Below are 13,516 nucleotides of genomic sequence, written 5' to 3' on the forward strand. Positions count from 1 at the left end.
CGGCGGCGTGGAGTTCGCGATCCTCGGGCCGGTCGAAGCCCGTCGTCCCGACGGGACCGTCGTCGCGCTCGGCGGGCCGCAGCTGCGGGGTCTGCTCGCCCTGCTCGCGCTCGATGCCGGGCGGGTCGTCAGCGCCGAGCGGCTCATCGACGGCCTGCACGGCGAGCACCCGCCCGACGGCGCCGCCGACGCGCTGCAGTCGCAGGTTTCGCGGCTGCGGCGACGGCTGCGGGACGGCGGCGCGCCCGACGGGCTCGTCGAGTTCACCCCCGCCGGGTACCGGCTCGCCGTCGAGCCGGCCGACGTCGACGTCCACCGCTTCGAACGCCTCACCGGCCAGGCACGGGAAACCGCCGATCCCGCCACGAAGCTCGACCTGCTCACCGAAGCCCTCGCGCTCTGGCGTGGACCGGCGCTCGACGGCCTCGCCGACCCACCCCGCGCCGCGCGGCTGGCCGAGCTGCGCCTCGCCGCGACCGAAGACCGCGTCGAAGCCAGGCTCGCGCTCGGGCACCACGACCGGCTCGTCGCCGAACTCCGTGCGCTCGCCGGTGACCACCCGCTGCGTGAGCGGCTCACCGCCCAGCTCATGCGCGCCCTGCACGGCAGCGGCCGGTCCGCCGAAGCGCTCCAGGTGTTCGCCGAGATCCGCGAGCGGCTCGCCGACGAACTCGGGGCCGACCCGTCGACCGAGCTCGCCGAGGCGCACGTCGCCGTCCTGCGGGCTGCCGCGCCCGCTCCGGCGCGGCAGGTGCCGGCGCCGCTCACGGGATTCGTCGCACGAGACGAACTCACGCAGCTGAAATCGGCCCTCGGCGACGCCCGGCTCGTCACGCTCACCGGACCGGGCGGCGCGGGCAAGACCCGGCTGGCCGCCGAGACCGCGGGCCGCGAAGCCGGCGAAGTGTGTTTCGTCGAGCTCGCGACGACGACCGAGGTCGCCCGGGTCGTCCTCGCCGCGCTCGGCCTGCGCGAACAAGGCGTCCTGGCCCCGGGTGCGCCGCCGGATCCGGCTGATCGGCTCGCCGCCGCCCTCGCCGACCGGCCGCTGCTGCTGGTCCTCGACAACTGCGAACACGTCGTCGACGAGGTCGCGCGGCTGGTCCGGCGGCTGCTCGCCGGCTGCGCCGGCCTGCGTGTGCTCGCCACCAGCCGGGAGGCGCTCGGCCTGACCGGCGAACGGCTGGTGCCGGTCGGCGCGCTGCCCGCCGAGGCGGCGGCGCGGCTGTTCGCCGACCGCGCCGAGGCCGTCGCCCCCGGGCAGGCGCTCGACCCGGGCGCGGTCACGCGGATCTGCGCCGCCCTCGACGGCCTGCCCCTGGCCATCGAGCTGGCCGCCGCGCGGCTGCGGTCGATGTCGGCGACCGACGTCGCCGCGCGGCTCGGCGACCGCTTCGGGCTGCTCTCGCGCGGGGACCGGACCGCCGAGCCGCGGCACCGGACGCTGCGCGGCGTCGTCGAGTGGAGCTGGGACCTGCTCGACCCGGACGAACGCCGGCTCGCCGGCCGGTTTTCGGTGTTCGCCGGGGGCGCGCGGCTCGACACCGTCGAGCGGGTCTGCGACGCGTCCGAGCCGGTGCTGACCGGGCTCGTCGAGAAGTCCTTTGTGGACTTCGCCGGCGGCCGGTACCGGATGCTGGAGACCATCCGCGCGTTCTGCGCCGAGCAGGACGAAGACCGGCACGCGGCGCACGCGCGGCACTTCCTGGACCTCGCCCGCGCGGCCGAGCCGAAGCTGCGCGGGCGAGACCAGCTCACGGCGCTCGCGGAGCTGTCCGCCGAACACGCGAACCTGCGCGCGGCGCTGCACTGGAGCGCCGGCGAAGCACCGGAACTGGCCCTGCGGCTGATCGCCGCGCTGACCTGGTACTGGTGGCTGCGCGGCCTGCGCAGCGAGGCGACGCCGTTCGCGGACGCCGTGCTCGCCGCCGTCGGCCCCGAACCGCCGCCCGGGCTGGCCGAGGAGTACGTCCTCTGCCTGATCCACGCGTCGGACACCGACGTCGAGCTCGAGCCGATCCTGCACACGCTCGACGAGCTGGCGCACCCGTACCTCTTCCTGCTGTGGGCGTTTTCCCCGCGCACCAAGGCGAAGGACGGCCAGCGGCTGGCCGCGCTGGTCGGCGACGACCCGTGGGCGCGGGCGTTCACCGGGATCGGCGACGGCCTCGGCGCGCAGTACCGCGGCCGGATCGCCGAAGCCGAGACGCACTTTTCGGCGTCATTGGCGGGTTTCCGCGCGCTCGGCGACCGCTGGGGTGAGGCCAGCGCGCTGGAGAAGCTCGCGGAGTTCGCGGACTGGCGCGGCGACCACGCGCGGTTCCGGCAGCTCATGGACGAGTCCGTCCGGCTGGCGGGCGAGCTCGGCGCCGTCGAAGACGCCGCCGACCTGCTCTGCCGCCGCGCCGACGGCGTGCTGAGAGCGGGGGACGCCGACGCCGCGCGCGCCGACTACGAAGCCGCCGCCGAGCTGGCCCGCGCGGCCGGGACGCCGTTGACGCTCGCCCGGGCCCGCGGTGGGCTCGGCGAGGTCGCGCGGCACGCGGGCGACCTGACCGCGGCCCGGCGCTGGTACTCCTCGGCGATCGGCCTGGCCGGCGACTCGGTCACCGGCGGTGAGACGCGCATCCGGCTCCACACCGGCTTCGGCTGGACGGCGGCCGCGGCCGGCGACCTCGACGAGGCGACCGGGCTCCACCAGGAGGCCCTGGCCACCGCCCTCGAGCACGGGAACCTGCCGGGTGCGGCCCAGGCCATCGAAGGGCTCGCGGGGGTGCTCGCCGAGCGGGCCGAGGACGAGCGGGCCGCGTTCCTGCTCGGCGTCGCCGTCGGGCTGCGGGGCGCGTCGGTCACCGGGGACGCCGACGTCGCGTCCGTGACCGCCGGGGTGCGCTCGCGGATCGGCGCTCCCGCCTATGCCGAGGCCTTCGAGCGCGGCCGCGAAATGCCGCCTGAGCAGGCGCTCGAGGAGTTCGGTCAGCGGCGGTTCGCGCTCGGTTCGTGAGCGGTTGGCGGCCGCGGCCACCGTTCGGGGCATGACGAAGCACATCCTGATCTCCGGCGCCAGTGTCGCCGGCCCCGCCCTCGCCTGGTGGCTGCACCACCACGGCTTCCGCGCCACCGTCGTCGAGCGGGCGCCGAGCCTGCGTGAAGGCGGCTACAAGGTCGACATCCGGGGCGTCGCGGTCGACGTCGTCCGCCGGATGGGCCTGCTGGAGCAGGTGCGCGCGGCGAGCACCGACATGCGCGGCGCGGCGTTCGTGAACAAGCGCGGCAAGCAGATCGCGACCCTCGACGCCGACACGTTCGGCTTCCGCCACGGCGACGACACCGAGATCCTCCGCGGCGACCTCGCGAAGATTCTCTACGAGCACACCCGCGACGACGTCGAGTACGTGTTCGGCGACTGGATCACGGCGCTGGACCAGCACGCCGACGGCGTCGAGGTGACGTTCGCCCACGGCGCCCCGCGCAAGTTCGACCTGGTCGTCGGCGCCGACGGGCTGCACTCCGGGGTGCGCGCGCTGGCGTTCGGCCCGGAGGAGGAGTTCCTCCGCCGGTTCGACGCCTACATCTCGATCTCGACGGTCCCGAACACGCACCGGCTGGACCGCTGGGAGCTGCTGCACTCGGCGGCCGCGGGCAGGATGGTGAACGTCTACAGCACGGCCGGCGCGGCCGACGCGAAGGCGGCGTTCTGGTTCAGCGCGCCGCCGCTGGCCTACGACCGCCGCGACGTCGAGAGCCAGAAGGACCTGGTGGCCGGCCAGTTCGCCGGGCTGGGCTGGGAGATCCCGGCGTTGCTCGACGCGCTTCGCGAGGCCGACGACTTCTACTTCGACCCGGTCTGCCAGATCGTGATGGATCGCCTGTCGACCGGCCGGGTGACCCTGCTCGGCGACGCGGGCTACTGCCCGTCCCCGGCGTCGGGCCAGGGGACGAGCCTGGCGCTGGCGGGCGCGTACGTCCTGGCCGGCGAGCTGGCGACCGACTTCGCGGCGGCGCTTCCGCGGTACGAGGCGGAAATGCGGCCCTACATCGAGAAGAACCAGGCCCTGGCGAAGACGGCGTTGCGCGGGATCATCCCGCAGTCCCGCGCGTTCGCGTGGTTCAACACCCGGATGATCAAGCTGATGCCGTACCTCCCGGGCCGCAACCGCGTCCTGGAGCAGATGGCCCGCCCGATCCGCGAGGCGGCGAACGCGTTGGTGCTCAAGGAGTTCCGTTCTCCAGCGGATCGTGCCCCCAGCTCATGAGCGAGTACCGCGAGGTGCCGGCGGCGGTCTGGTCGGTCTTCAGCCGGTCTTCGAGCTGCTTGGCGGTCATGGTGACGTTCTCGCCGAACTCGCGGCGCGTTTCCTCGTCGTCCATCCGGGACGCATACCCGCTGCGATCAGGGGTATGCCCACCCGAGGAGGTGGCTCTCATGAGCAAGGACTTCGCGAAGGGCGACCGCGTGCGCTGGGACGCGGGCAACCAGAGCTCGGTGGGCACGGTCGAAGAAAAGATCACCAAGGACACTCACGCCGGCAAGCGCGATGTGAAGGCGTCGCCCGAGGAGCCGCAGTACCTCGTCAAGAGCGAGAAGACCGGGAGGACCGCCGTGCACCACCCGGACAAGCTGCACAAGGCCTAACGCGCCGCCCGCACCTTCTCCGCCACCGCCGCCAGCTCCGCGCGGTCGCGGATGCGCCAGTCGGCGTCGAGGACGAAGCCGTCCTGTGGGTGGCGGGGGATCACGTGCAGGTGGACGTGGAGGATCTCCTGGCCCGCCGCCCGGCCGTCGGCCAGGAACAGGTTGATGCCGTCGCAGCGCAGGTCCGTGCGGCGCACCGCCGCCGCGAGGCGCTGGGCGATCGTGAACATGCGGGCGCCCGCCTCGGGCGGGAGGGCCGCCAGGTCCTCGTGGTGGGCGCGGGGGAGCACCAGCAGGTGGCCGGTGGTCACCGGGCGCAGGTCGACGATGCCCACGAACTCGTCGTCCTCGTGCACGAACGACGCCGGGGCGTCGCCCGCGGCGATTGCGCAGAACACGCACCGGCCGTCGGGGGTGGTCTCGGGCAGCGGTGGTGGCTTGGGCATGCCGGCGACCGTAGCGAACCCCTCACGCCGCTGCAGGTGCACCGCGTGGAGGGGCTCAGCCCGTCGAGCTGAGCCACCGGTGCAGTGCCCACCACGGCCGCACCGCGTCGAGCACCCGGCCGCCGCTGTTTTCCGCCAGGACCAACGGGGTCAGCTCCGCCAGCCGGTCCAGCCGGTACCGGACCGTGTTCGGGTGCAGGTGCAGGTGCTCGGCCGTGGGACGCAGGCGCCGGCCGTGATCCAGGTACGCCAGGGCCGTCGCCGCCAGCTCGTGGTGGAACGCGTTCCCGGGATCGAGGGCGCCGAGCAGCGTCGACGTCAGCAGGTCGCCGAGCAGCGGCTGGGCGCTCAGCGCGACTTCGCCCGCCAGCGCCGTGAGGTCGTGGTACCCGCGGCCGGCGATCCGCGCCGCCGCCGTGCAGAGGCCGTGCACCTCGCGCAGCGCGGGCACCGCCGCCGGGGGCGCGACGACCAGCAGGACGTCGTCCGCCAGCGGGATCCCCGCCGGTGGCCGGGCCGCCAAGCCGGTGAGCCGGCCTTCGACCAGGCCGTAGACCCCGCCGAACTCCAGCAGTGCCTGCTCGAGCACGCGGGCCTGCGCCGGATCGCTGACGTCGGACACCACGCAGCAGTACTGCCCTTCGGGTGGCAGGCCCGCCCGCCGGAGCTCCTCGGGCGCCGGCGGGTGCCCGGCGAGCAGGAGCGTCCGCAGCAGCTGGGTCCGCGCGTCGCGCACCGTGCGGGACAGCTGGAGCTCCGCGGCGTGGTAGCCCTTGACGATGTGGTGCTCCAGCGCGCCGGTGTAGCGGTCGGCGTCGAGGATCGTCTCCAGGATGGCGTCGTCCGGCACCCCCGCGGCGCGGGCGCGTTCGACGGCCACGCGGGCCGCGTGCGTGCGGCCCGCCTGAACCCCGCGCAGGAGTTCGGTGAGCGGGACACCCTGGGCGGCGCGGTCGGCGCCCAGCGCCTCCGCGGTGGTGTAGTCCCCTTGACCGGGACTGGCCGTCGCGCGCAGGGCCGCCGACAGCAGAACCTGGATGTGCCGCCGGTTTTCGGCCTCCGGCAGGCGGGCGACCGCGGGTGACTTGCCGCGTGCCACCTTGACCAGCTCGTCCACCACGGTCTCGTCCGCGGCCATCGCGTCGAGGATCCGCCGGAGCAGCGGCGTCACGGCACCTCCTCCGAGAAGTTGTGGCACAGCCACAACCCGCCGCCCGCGACGTTGGGCGATCGGCCCTACCGGAGGAGCTCCCGGGGCCGGTTATCGTGGCATACCGGACAGTAACCCCTGTCCCGCGCAAAAACCACCGCCGCACCTGTTCAGCGTCGAAAGGTGTCTTCCGTGCGCACATCCCCGAGCTCCCGCCGACGGCGGTCGTACCTCTCGTGCCTCGCCGCGGCCCTCCTGCTGACGACCGGCGCGGCGGTGCCGGCGGCGCCGGCGGCACTGCGGGAGGTGATGTTCGTCGGCAACAACTGGGCGGGGACGGCCGACGTCATCGAGTCCCGCGGCTCCTTCGCCCACGTCGGGCGCGTGAACATCATCCCCGACAAGGACGACCGCCTCCGCGAGATCTACCTGAACCCGATCAAGCTCGCCTTCTTCCTCGGCATCCGCAACGGACCCGGCGAGGGGCACGACCAGTTCGTCGACGACATGTACACCACACCCGACGGTTCGTCGGTGGTGGCGTCGCGCCCGAGCTTCGCCGACGTCGTCTCGATCGACCTCACCACCGGGCGCGTCAACTGGCGGTTCCCGGTGTCGGGCTTCCGGTCCGACCACATGGCGGTTTCGCCGGACGGGCGCCGCGTCGCCGTGTCCGCCTCGACGTCGAACACCGTGCACGTGCTGGACATCGTGACCGGGCAGCAGGTCGGCTCGTTCACCGCCGGGGACAAGCCGCACGAGAACGTCTTCACCGACGGCGGCCGGTACCTGTGGAACATGTCGATCGGCGAGGTCAACACCGACCTCGACGACCCGGGCTGGGACTTCACCAAGGGGGACCGGCACATCACGGTCGTCGACGCGGCGACCTTCCAGCAGGTCAAGGTGATCGACATGCGGCCGCGCCTGGACGCCTTCGGGCGGCGCGACCTCTCGGACGCGGTGCGCCCGGTGGCGTTCACCCCGGACGAGTCCAAGCTGTACTTCCAGGTGTCGTTCTTCAACGGCTTCCTGGAGTACGACGTCGCGAGTGACAAGATCACCCGGCTCAAGGAGCTGCCGAAGAACCCGGCCACGAGCGACGACCGCACGACCTTCGTCAACGACTCGCGCCACCACGGCATGTCGATGAACCCGGCGGGCACGAAGCTCTGCATCGCCGGCACGATGGACGACTACGCCACGGTCGTCGACCGCGCGACGCTGCAGCAGGGCACGCTGGTGCCGGCGGTTAAGCCGTACTGGGCGACGGTCAGCGGCGACGGCAGCGCGTGCGTGATCTCCGAAGCGGGCACGGACCAGGTGACGGCGATCGACTTCGCGACCGGGCAGAAACGCCTCTCGGTGCCGGTGGGCGACCACCCGCAGCGGGTCCGGATCGGCCACGTCCCGGAAGGCTGGACCGGCCCGGCCGCCGGCTGACTTCAGGAGAAGTCGTAGGCGATCGTGAACCAGCCACGGACTTCATCGTCCACATCGGACACTTCGCGCAGCTTCAGCTGGTGACCGACCCGCGGCCCCGACGCCCAGCGCGCCGGGGCGATGCGGGCGGTCTCGATTGGCCGCGGCAGGAACAGGTAGACCAGCACGTCTCGCGAGCGGGGCCGGAGCTCGGCCAGCTTCCGGTCCCGCTTGAGGAACACGCCCACCTTTACCGCGTCCTCGTGGACGTCGCCGAGGGTACGCAGGTGCCCGACGACCGCGTCGTAGATCGCGCGGAAGCGTGGGTCGCGACCGGCGAAGGTTTCTTCGACCGTGCAGCCCGGGACGCACGTGTGGCCCTGGCCGGCGCGCGCGAACTCGCGGTCGCAGCGCGGGCACGTCCACCGGGTCGGCATGCCGTCCAGGATGGCACTCACAGCGGCGCCGGGCCCAGCGCGGGGATCGTCGCGGCCGCGTTCACCAGCCGGCGGGCGGCGGTGGCCGCGGCCTTCCGCTGCGTGGGCGGCAGCCGGTCCAGCAGAGTGCCCAGCGCCGCGTGCCGCTGGTCCAGGATCCGCGTCACCAGCTCGTGGCCGGTGTCCGTGACCTCCAGCGTCACCACGCTCCGGTTGCGCGGGTCGCGCCCGCGCGTCAGGTAGCCGAGGGCCTCCAGCCGGTCGGCCAGCCGGGTCACCGACGACGCGTTCACGCCCATCGCCGCCGCCAGCCGGGAGCTCGGGACCCGCCCGAGCCGGTCGAGGATGAGCAGCAGCCGCGTCTGCGGGAACGACACCTCGGGTGGCGCGGTGTGCGCGCACTCCCACGCGATCCCGACCAGGACCAGGGTGAGGCCGTCGAGGGCCACCACGTCCGGGTCGGCGCCCGGGGCCGCGTCTTCGAGGGTTTGCATGAAGCAATACTTGCCAACGGCAAGAGCATCGGTCAAGATGGAACCCCGACACTCGCCGGGGCCTCCTTCGCGCGTCCACATCAGACGCAGCAAACCCGTTGCCGCACAAGAAAAATTGGCTTGAACCCCTTCGCGACCAGAGCCGTAGTACCCCGTACAGGCACTTGTCGCCAGAAGGAGGAACGATGCCGGATCACCGTGGCATGACGGCCAAGGCCAGGGCTCGGACGTTGCTGGTCGTCGTGGCCACGCTCGCCGTGGTCGCCGTGGGCTCGGTCATGGTGCTGAAAGCCAGCGCCCAGACCGCACCCGGGTCGACGCAGGCGCAGGTCCCGGCGTACGGCGCGGGCAGCATGGCGGGCATGCAGATGGGGTCGGCCGCCCAGGCCGGCGCCGGGGACAACCCGCTCGGCGCCGGACCGGTCACCGCGCTCGACAAGACGTTCCTGGTCAAGGTCCGGCAGGCCGGGCTGTGGGAGATGCCGGCGGGCACCCTCGCGCAGACCCACGCCAGCAGCGACGCGGTGAAACGCGCCGGGCTGCACCTGCTCGACGGGCACTCGCACCTCGACCAGCTCGTCCGCGAGGACGCGAAGATGCTCGGCGTGCAGCTGCCCGACCAGGCCAGCGCGGACCAGCAGGGCTGGGTCCGCCAGCTCACCGCCGCGCAGGGGCTCGAGTTCGACCGGCTCTTCGTGAACCTGCTGCGCAATTCGCACGGCAAGATCTTCGCGACCATCGCCGAGGTGCGCGCCGGCACGCAGAACGACGTCATCCGCCGGCACGCGACGCAGGCGAACCAGACCGTGCTCGACCACATGAACGTCCTGGAGGACACCGGCCTGGTCGACACGTCGACCCTGCAGGACGTCGCGAACACCGTGAACCCTAAGTGAGCGCGCCGCCGGCCAGGTAGCGCTGGACGGTCGGGCCGACCTCGGCGACGACCTCGGCGGGGGAGAGCGCGACCACCGGCGGCAGGCGCAGGACGTAGCGGGTCAGGGCCAGCCCGAGCAGCTGGCTCACGACCAGCCCCGCGCGGCGCGGGGCGTCGGCCGGGTCACCGAACCGCAGCACGGCGGGGGTGACCTGGCCGGCGAACACCTGCCGCATCTTCTCGACCACGGCGTCGTCGGCGACGGCCGACCGCAGCAGCGTCAGCAGGATCTCATCCGTCGGCGGCTGCTCCCACAGGACCAGGAACTGCCTGGTCAGCAGCTCGCCGACGGTGTCCGGATCGGCGGTGGCCAGGTCCGGCAGGTCCAGTTCGACGTCCACGGCCGCGGCGAACAAGCCGTCCTTGCTGCCGTAGTAGCGCATCACCATCGACGGGTCGATGTCCGCGTCGGCGGCGATCGCGCGGATCGTCGCGCGGCGGAAGCCGTCGGCGGCGAACCGGCGGCGCGCGGCTTCGAGGATCGTCGCCCGGGTGGCGTCGGACCGTCGTGGCTCACTCATGCCAACAAGTGTAGGCCAACACTTGTTGACAAGCCAGCGCTACGGTGCCTACCGTGGATGCCAACAGTTGTTGGCAAACTCGGAGGTGCCGTCATGTCCCTGCCCGCCCGTACCGACGTCCTGATCGCCGGAGCCGGCCCCGCCGGGCTCACCGCCGCGCTCGCGCTGGCCGAAGCCGGCGTCGACTTCGTGCTGCTCGACCGCCAGGCCGAGGGGGCGAACACCTCCCGGGCCTGCGTGGTGCACGCCCGGACCCTGGAGGTGCTGGCCGAGCTCGGCGTCACCGAGCGGCTGAAGGAGCTGGGCGTCGTCGTCCCGACGTTCACCGTCCGCGACGGTGCCACCGTGCTCGCGAAGGTGCCCTTCGGCGGGCTGCCCACGCCGTACCCGTACACGCTGATGGTGCCGCAGGACCGGACCGAAGCGGTGCTGCTGGCGAGGCTGCGCGAGGCCGGCGGCGACGTGCACCGCCCGTACGAGGTCACGGCGATCGCGGGCGACGACACGGGGGTGACGGTGACGACGACCGGCGGCGCCGTGCGCGCGAAGTACGTCATCGCCGCCGACGGCATGCACAGCACGGTGCGCGAGCAGGCGGGCATCGGCTTCACCGGGGCGAGCTACGCGGAGTCGTTCGTGCTGGCCGACGTCCGGATGAGCTGGCCGCTGGACCGCGCGGAGGTCAGCCTGCACCTGTCCCCGGAGGGGGTGACGGTGGTGGCACCCCTGCCCGACGGCGACGACCACTACCGCGTGGTGGCGACGGTCGCCGAGGCTCCCGAACACCCGGGCACCGCCGACATCCAGTCCATTGTGGACGCTCGCGGCCCGGAGGGCGCGCGGTCACGGGTCACCGAGGTCGTGTGGAGCTCGCGGTTCCGCGTGCACCACCGGGTGGCCGACCACTACCGCGCGGGCCGGGTGTTCCTGGCCGGCGACGCGGCCCACGTGCACAGCCCGGCCGGCGGCCAGGGCATGAACACCGGCATCCAGGACGCGGTCGTGCTGGGCCGCCTGCTGGCCCGGGTGCTCGGCGGCGAGCCGGACACGCTGCTGGACACCTACGAGGCGACCCGGCGGCCGATCGCGACGGAGGTCGTGGCGTTCACCGACCGGATGACCCGGATGGCGACGCTGCGTCCCCGCCCGGCCCGCGTGCTGCGCAACACGATCATGAAGACGGTGTTCTCGTTGCCGCCGGCCCGGCACAAGCTGGCCTACCAGCTGGCCGAGCTGGCGGCCCGCTGAGGCCTCAGCGCGTCGGGGGCACGATGCCGTATTCGTGGATCTTGCGGTAGATCGTCGCCCTGGAGATGCCCAGCAGCTTGGCCGCGCGGACCTTGTTGCCGTCCGCGTCCTCCAGGCAGCGGACGATCGCGTCGCGCTCGATGGACTCGAAGCGGTTCAGCGGCCGGCGGGCCACCGTGTGGAACTCCGCCGGGAGGTCGCCCGGGCGGATCGTGCCCGCTCGGCGGCGCTGGGCCACCTTGCGCAGCACCTGGTAGAGCTGGCCGGTATTGCCCGGCCACTCCGCCCGCATCAGCAGGTGCAGTGCCGCCGCCGAACAGGTGAGGCGGCCGCCGTAGCCGAGCTTGCTCAGCACCAGCGGCACCAGTTCCGCCAGGTCCTCGACGTGGTGGCGCAGTGGTGGCACCCGGACCGTCCGCGGGAACGACTTCAGCAGCTCCGCCAGCGCCGGCTCGGTCTCGGCCTCCGGCACGAGCGTCACCACCACCCACGGCGCGTCCGGCCGGTCGCGCAGCCGGCGCAGCACCACCGCGAGCGCGTTCGCCACCGGCGCCGGCAGGCGGTCGGCGTGGCGCACCACCAGCGTGCGGATCGGGGCCTCGGCGTGCTCGTGGGCCAGCGCGGCCACCGAGTCGAGCGTGAGCGTGCCCGCGTCGACGCTCAGCAGCCGGGCCGCCGGGTGGTGCCGCTGGTGCAGGCCCTTGGCCAGGGTCAGCTTGCCGGTGCCCGCCTCGCCCTCCAGCGCGACCCACTCGCCGCGCTGGTGACCGGTGTCGAGGTCGTGCCCGCAGCGCAGCCACAGCGGCGCCGACCCGACCACGCCCGGCAGGTACATCGGCAGCATCGGCGTCGACACCGCCAGCGACTCCTCGGCTTCGATCAGCTTCACCGACAGCACGCCACCGGCGATGTCGGTCTCGCGCTGGCCGGGGACGCGGCGGCAGAACACCCGCACGCGCAGGCCGCTGGACAGCGCGAGCGTCGCCGGCGTGCGTCGGCTCTCGGCGAGTGCTTCGGTCGCGTGGCCGAGCAGCACCGACTGGTCGGCCGGGTCGAGCAGCTGCCGGGCCCGGTCGTTCATCATCACGATGTCTTCGTTGAACGCCAGCACGATCCCGGTCCACCGGCGGCAGGTCTGCAGGTAGGCCTGGAAGAGGATCATCTCCCGCAGGTCGCTGTGCCGCAGCAGGGCCTGGCGGATCTGCTCGGCCGTCGAGCGGGCCAGCGCGATGAGCAGGCCGCCCGCGTCCTTGTACCAGCAGGTGAGGTCGACGGCGCCGATCTTCTTGCCGGAGATCGGGTGGTGGATCGGCACGCCGGCGCAGGCCAGGTTCTCCAGGTGCTCGGCGTAGTGCTCGTGGCCGAACACCGTGGTCGCGCGGCCGTCTTCCAGCGCCGTGCCGATGCCGTTGGTGCCGACGGACTGCTCGCCGTAGCTGAACCCGGGCACCAGCTCGACGCGCTCGAGGTGCCGGCGCAGGTCGGCGTCGCCGGTGCGCTGGGTGAGCACGACACCGTTCGGGTCGGTGAGGATGAGGCTGATCGGCTGGCCGTCGAACTGCTCGCTGAGCTTGTGCAGCACGGGCTCGGCGCCGCGCATCAGCGGGATGTCGAGGTTCTGGTCGCCGAGGTAGAGCGGGTCGATCCGCTCGGCCTGGACGCGGAACTCCTGGGACCGCCGCCACGACGCCAGGATCGTCTGCCGGACCGTGCCGGGCGGCACCGGTTCGGCGGTCAGGAAACGCACCCGGGTGCGGGCGAGCTCGTCGTCGGCGAGCAGGGTTCCGGGCGCGATCTCGTCCACGTGACCTCCTGTTTCCCGCGGCCCACGTGGGTGCGGGCACACCCGTTGTGCCGCCCGTCCAGCCTAAGACCGCCGCGCGCCCAGTGGTGTCTCAAATTGAGACGCCCGTGCCGCGCCCGCGGCGGTCCGATGGATCGGTAACCGACCGCTGACCAGGAGGAGTGCCCATGGCCGCCGACGCCGCGGAGACCTACAACCCGTGGACGATCGTCAACCTGGTTTTCACGCATCTGGCCGAACAGGGGCTGCACCCGACGTTCGGCGAGGAGGGCCATCCGGGCGAGCCGGCCGCGGCGCTGCTGCGCGCGCTCGGCATCACCCCGACGGTCGAAGGGGACGCGCGCGTGCGCACCGGCGTCCACAGCGAGCTCGCCGAGCTGCGGGCGCGGATGCTCGGCGCGGACGAAACGCCCTGAGCAGC

At 73.1% G+C, this 13,516-nt stretch carries 14 protein-coding genes; 7 read left to right on the forward strand and 7 right to left on the reverse strand.

Going from position 1 to position 13,516, the window contains the following annotated elements; genetic code table 11:
- Nucleotides 1–7: 7 nt before the first annotated feature.
- Both M8542_RS13420 and M8542_RS13425 read left to right on the forward strand, forming a co-directional pair.
- On the forward strand, nt 8–3,004 hold the full coding sequence (locus M8542_RS13420; protein WP_257920444.1) for an ATP-binding protein: 2,997 nt from the start codon (nt 8–10) through the stop codon (nt 3,002–3,004).
- Between the two features lie 31 nt (nt 3,005–3,035).
- The gene (locus M8542_RS13425; RefSeq protein ID WP_257920445.1) at nt 3,036–4,256 is read left to right on the forward strand and encodes an FAD-dependent monooxygenase; all 1,221 of its coding nucleotides are present in this window, start codon (nt 3,036–3,038) and stop codon (nt 4,254–4,256) included.
- Here the strand turns inward: M8542_RS13425 and M8542_RS13430 are convergent.
- On the reverse strand, nt 4,213–4,371 hold the full coding sequence (locus M8542_RS13430) for a hypothetical protein (protein ID WP_257920446.1): 159 nt from the start codon (nt 4,369–4,371) through the stop codon (nt 4,213–4,215). The genes M8542_RS13425 and M8542_RS13430 overlap by 44 nt on opposite strands.
- Before the next feature lie 55 nt (nt 4,372–4,426).
- Here M8542_RS13430 and M8542_RS13435 point away from each other — a divergent pair, with 55 nt between their 5' ends.
- On the forward strand, nt 4,427–4,636 hold the full coding sequence (locus M8542_RS13435) for a hypervirulence associated TUDOR domain-containing protein (protein WP_257920447.1): 210 nt from the start codon (nt 4,427–4,429) through the stop codon (nt 4,634–4,636).
- On the opposite strand, the gene M8542_RS13440 is transcribed toward M8542_RS13435, so the two are convergent.
- Nucleotides 4,633–5,082 (reverse strand): HIT family protein, encoded by a 450-nt coding sequence (locus M8542_RS13440; protein ID WP_257920448.1) that lies wholly within the window; start codon nt 5,080–5,082, stop codon nt 4,633–4,635. The two genes, M8542_RS13435 and M8542_RS13440, sit on opposite strands and share 4 nt — an antisense overlap.
- Nucleotides 5,083–5,137: 55 nt before the next feature.
- Nucleotides 5,138–6,253 carry an RsbRD N-terminal domain-containing protein gene (locus tag M8542_RS13445; RefSeq protein ID WP_257920449.1) on the reverse strand — a complete coding sequence of 372 codons (1,116 nt, stop codon included), beginning with the start codon at nt 6,251–6,253 and terminating at the stop codon, nt 5,138–5,140.
- Between the two features lie 171 nt (nt 6,254–6,424).
- On the opposite strand from M8542_RS13445, the gene M8542_RS13450 reads away from it, so the two are divergent.
- Complete coding sequence (locus tag M8542_RS13450) at nt 6,425–7,675, forward strand: YncE family protein (RefSeq protein ID WP_257920450.1); 1,251 nt, start codon at nt 6,425–6,427, stop codon at nt 7,673–7,675.
- Between the two features lie 2 nt (nt 7,676–7,677).
- Here M8542_RS13450 and M8542_RS13455 read toward each other — a convergent pair whose 3' ends face one another.
- Together M8542_RS13455 and M8542_RS13460 are read right to left on the reverse strand one after the other, a co-directional pair.
- A complete protein-coding gene (locus M8542_RS13455; protein ID WP_257920451.1) occupies nt 7,678–8,091 on the reverse strand; it encodes a DUF5655 domain-containing protein in 414 nt (137 codons plus the stop codon).
- Between the two features lie 17 nt (nt 8,092–8,108).
- Nucleotides 8,109–8,585, reverse strand: a complete 477-nt coding sequence (locus M8542_RS13460) for a MarR family winged helix-turn-helix transcriptional regulator (RefSeq protein ID WP_257920452.1) — start codon at nt 8,583–8,585, stop codon at nt 8,109–8,111.
- Between the two features lie 185 nt (nt 8,586–8,770).
- On the opposite strand from M8542_RS13460, the gene M8542_RS13465 reads away from it, so the two are divergent.
- On the forward strand, nt 8,771–9,481 hold the full coding sequence (locus tag M8542_RS13465; protein WP_257920453.1) for a DUF4142 domain-containing protein: 711 nt from the start codon (nt 8,771–8,773) through the stop codon (nt 9,479–9,481).
- Here the strand turns inward: M8542_RS13465 and M8542_RS13470 are convergent.
- On the reverse strand, nt 9,474–10,043 hold the full coding sequence (locus tag M8542_RS13470) for a TetR/AcrR family transcriptional regulator (protein WP_257920454.1): 570 nt from the start codon (nt 10,041–10,043) through the stop codon (nt 9,474–9,476). The genes M8542_RS13465 and M8542_RS13470 overlap by 8 nt on opposite strands.
- Nucleotides 10,044–10,136: 93 nt before the next feature.
- On the opposite strand from M8542_RS13470, the gene M8542_RS13475 reads away from it, so the two are divergent.
- Nucleotides 10,137–11,291: an FAD-dependent monooxygenase gene (locus M8542_RS13475; RefSeq protein ID WP_257920455.1), complete on the forward strand. Its 1,155-nt coding sequence runs from the start codon at nt 10,137–10,139 to the stop codon at nt 11,289–11,291.
- 4 nt (nt 11,292–11,295) lie between these two features.
- Here M8542_RS13475 and M8542_RS13480 read toward each other — a convergent pair whose 3' ends face one another.
- Nucleotides 11,296–13,095 carry a sigma-54-dependent Fis family transcriptional regulator gene (locus M8542_RS13480; RefSeq protein WP_257920456.1) on the reverse strand — a complete coding sequence of 600 codons (1,800 nt, stop codon included), beginning with the start codon at nt 13,093–13,095 and terminating at the stop codon, nt 11,296–11,298.
- 167 nt (nt 13,096–13,262) lie between these two features.
- Here M8542_RS13480 and M8542_RS13485 point away from each other — a divergent pair, with 167 nt between their 5' ends.
- Nucleotides 13,263–13,511, forward strand: coding sequence for a hypothetical protein (locus M8542_RS13485; RefSeq protein ID WP_257920457.1), 249 nt, complete (start codon nt 13,263–13,265; stop codon nt 13,509–13,511).
- The last annotated feature ends 5 nt before the right edge of the window (nt 13,512–13,516 follow it).

The sequence above is a fragment of the Amycolatopsis iheyensis genome, from assembly GCF_024703995.1.
Taxonomy (GTDB): Bacteria; Actinomycetota; Actinomycetes; order Mycobacteriales; family Pseudonocardiaceae; genus Amycolatopsis; species Amycolatopsis iheyensis.

Coding starts and splice junctions, on each gene's coding strand:
- M8542_RS13485 (WP_257920457.1), top strand. CDS start 13,263: ATGGCCGCCGACGCCGCGGAGACCTACAACCCGTGGACGATCGTCAAC.
- M8542_RS13475 (WP_257920455.1), top strand. CDS start 10,137: ATGTCCCTGCCCGCCCGTACCGACGTCCTGATCGCCGGAGCCGGCCCC.
- M8542_RS13470 (WP_257920454.1), bottom strand. CDS start 10,043: ATGAGTGAGCCACGACGGTCCGACGCCACCCGGGCGACGATCCTCGAA.
- M8542_RS13455 (WP_257920451.1), bottom strand. CDS start 8,091: ATGCCGACCCGGTGGACGTGCCCGCGCTGCGACCGCGAGTTCGCGCGC.
- M8542_RS13430 (WP_257920446.1), bottom strand. CDS start 4,371: ATGGACGACGAGGAAACGCGCCGCGAGTTCGGCGAGAACGTCACCATG.
- M8542_RS13465 (WP_257920453.1), top strand. CDS start 8,771: ATGCCGGATCACCGTGGCATGACGGCCAAGGCCAGGGCTCGGACGTTG.
- M8542_RS13425 (WP_257920445.1), top strand. CDS start 3,036: ATGACGAAGCACATCCTGATCTCCGGCGCCAGTGTCGCCGGCCCCGCC.
- M8542_RS13435 (WP_257920447.1), top strand. CDS start 4,427: ATGAGCAAGGACTTCGCGAAGGGCGACCGCGTGCGCTGGGACGCGGGC.
- M8542_RS13460 (WP_257920452.1), bottom strand. CDS start 8,585: ATGCAAACCCTCGAAGACGCGGCCCCGGGCGCCGACCCGGACGTGGTG.
- M8542_RS13440 (WP_257920448.1), bottom strand. CDS start 5,082: ATGCCCAAGCCACCACCGCTGCCCGAGACCACCCCCGACGGCCGGTGC.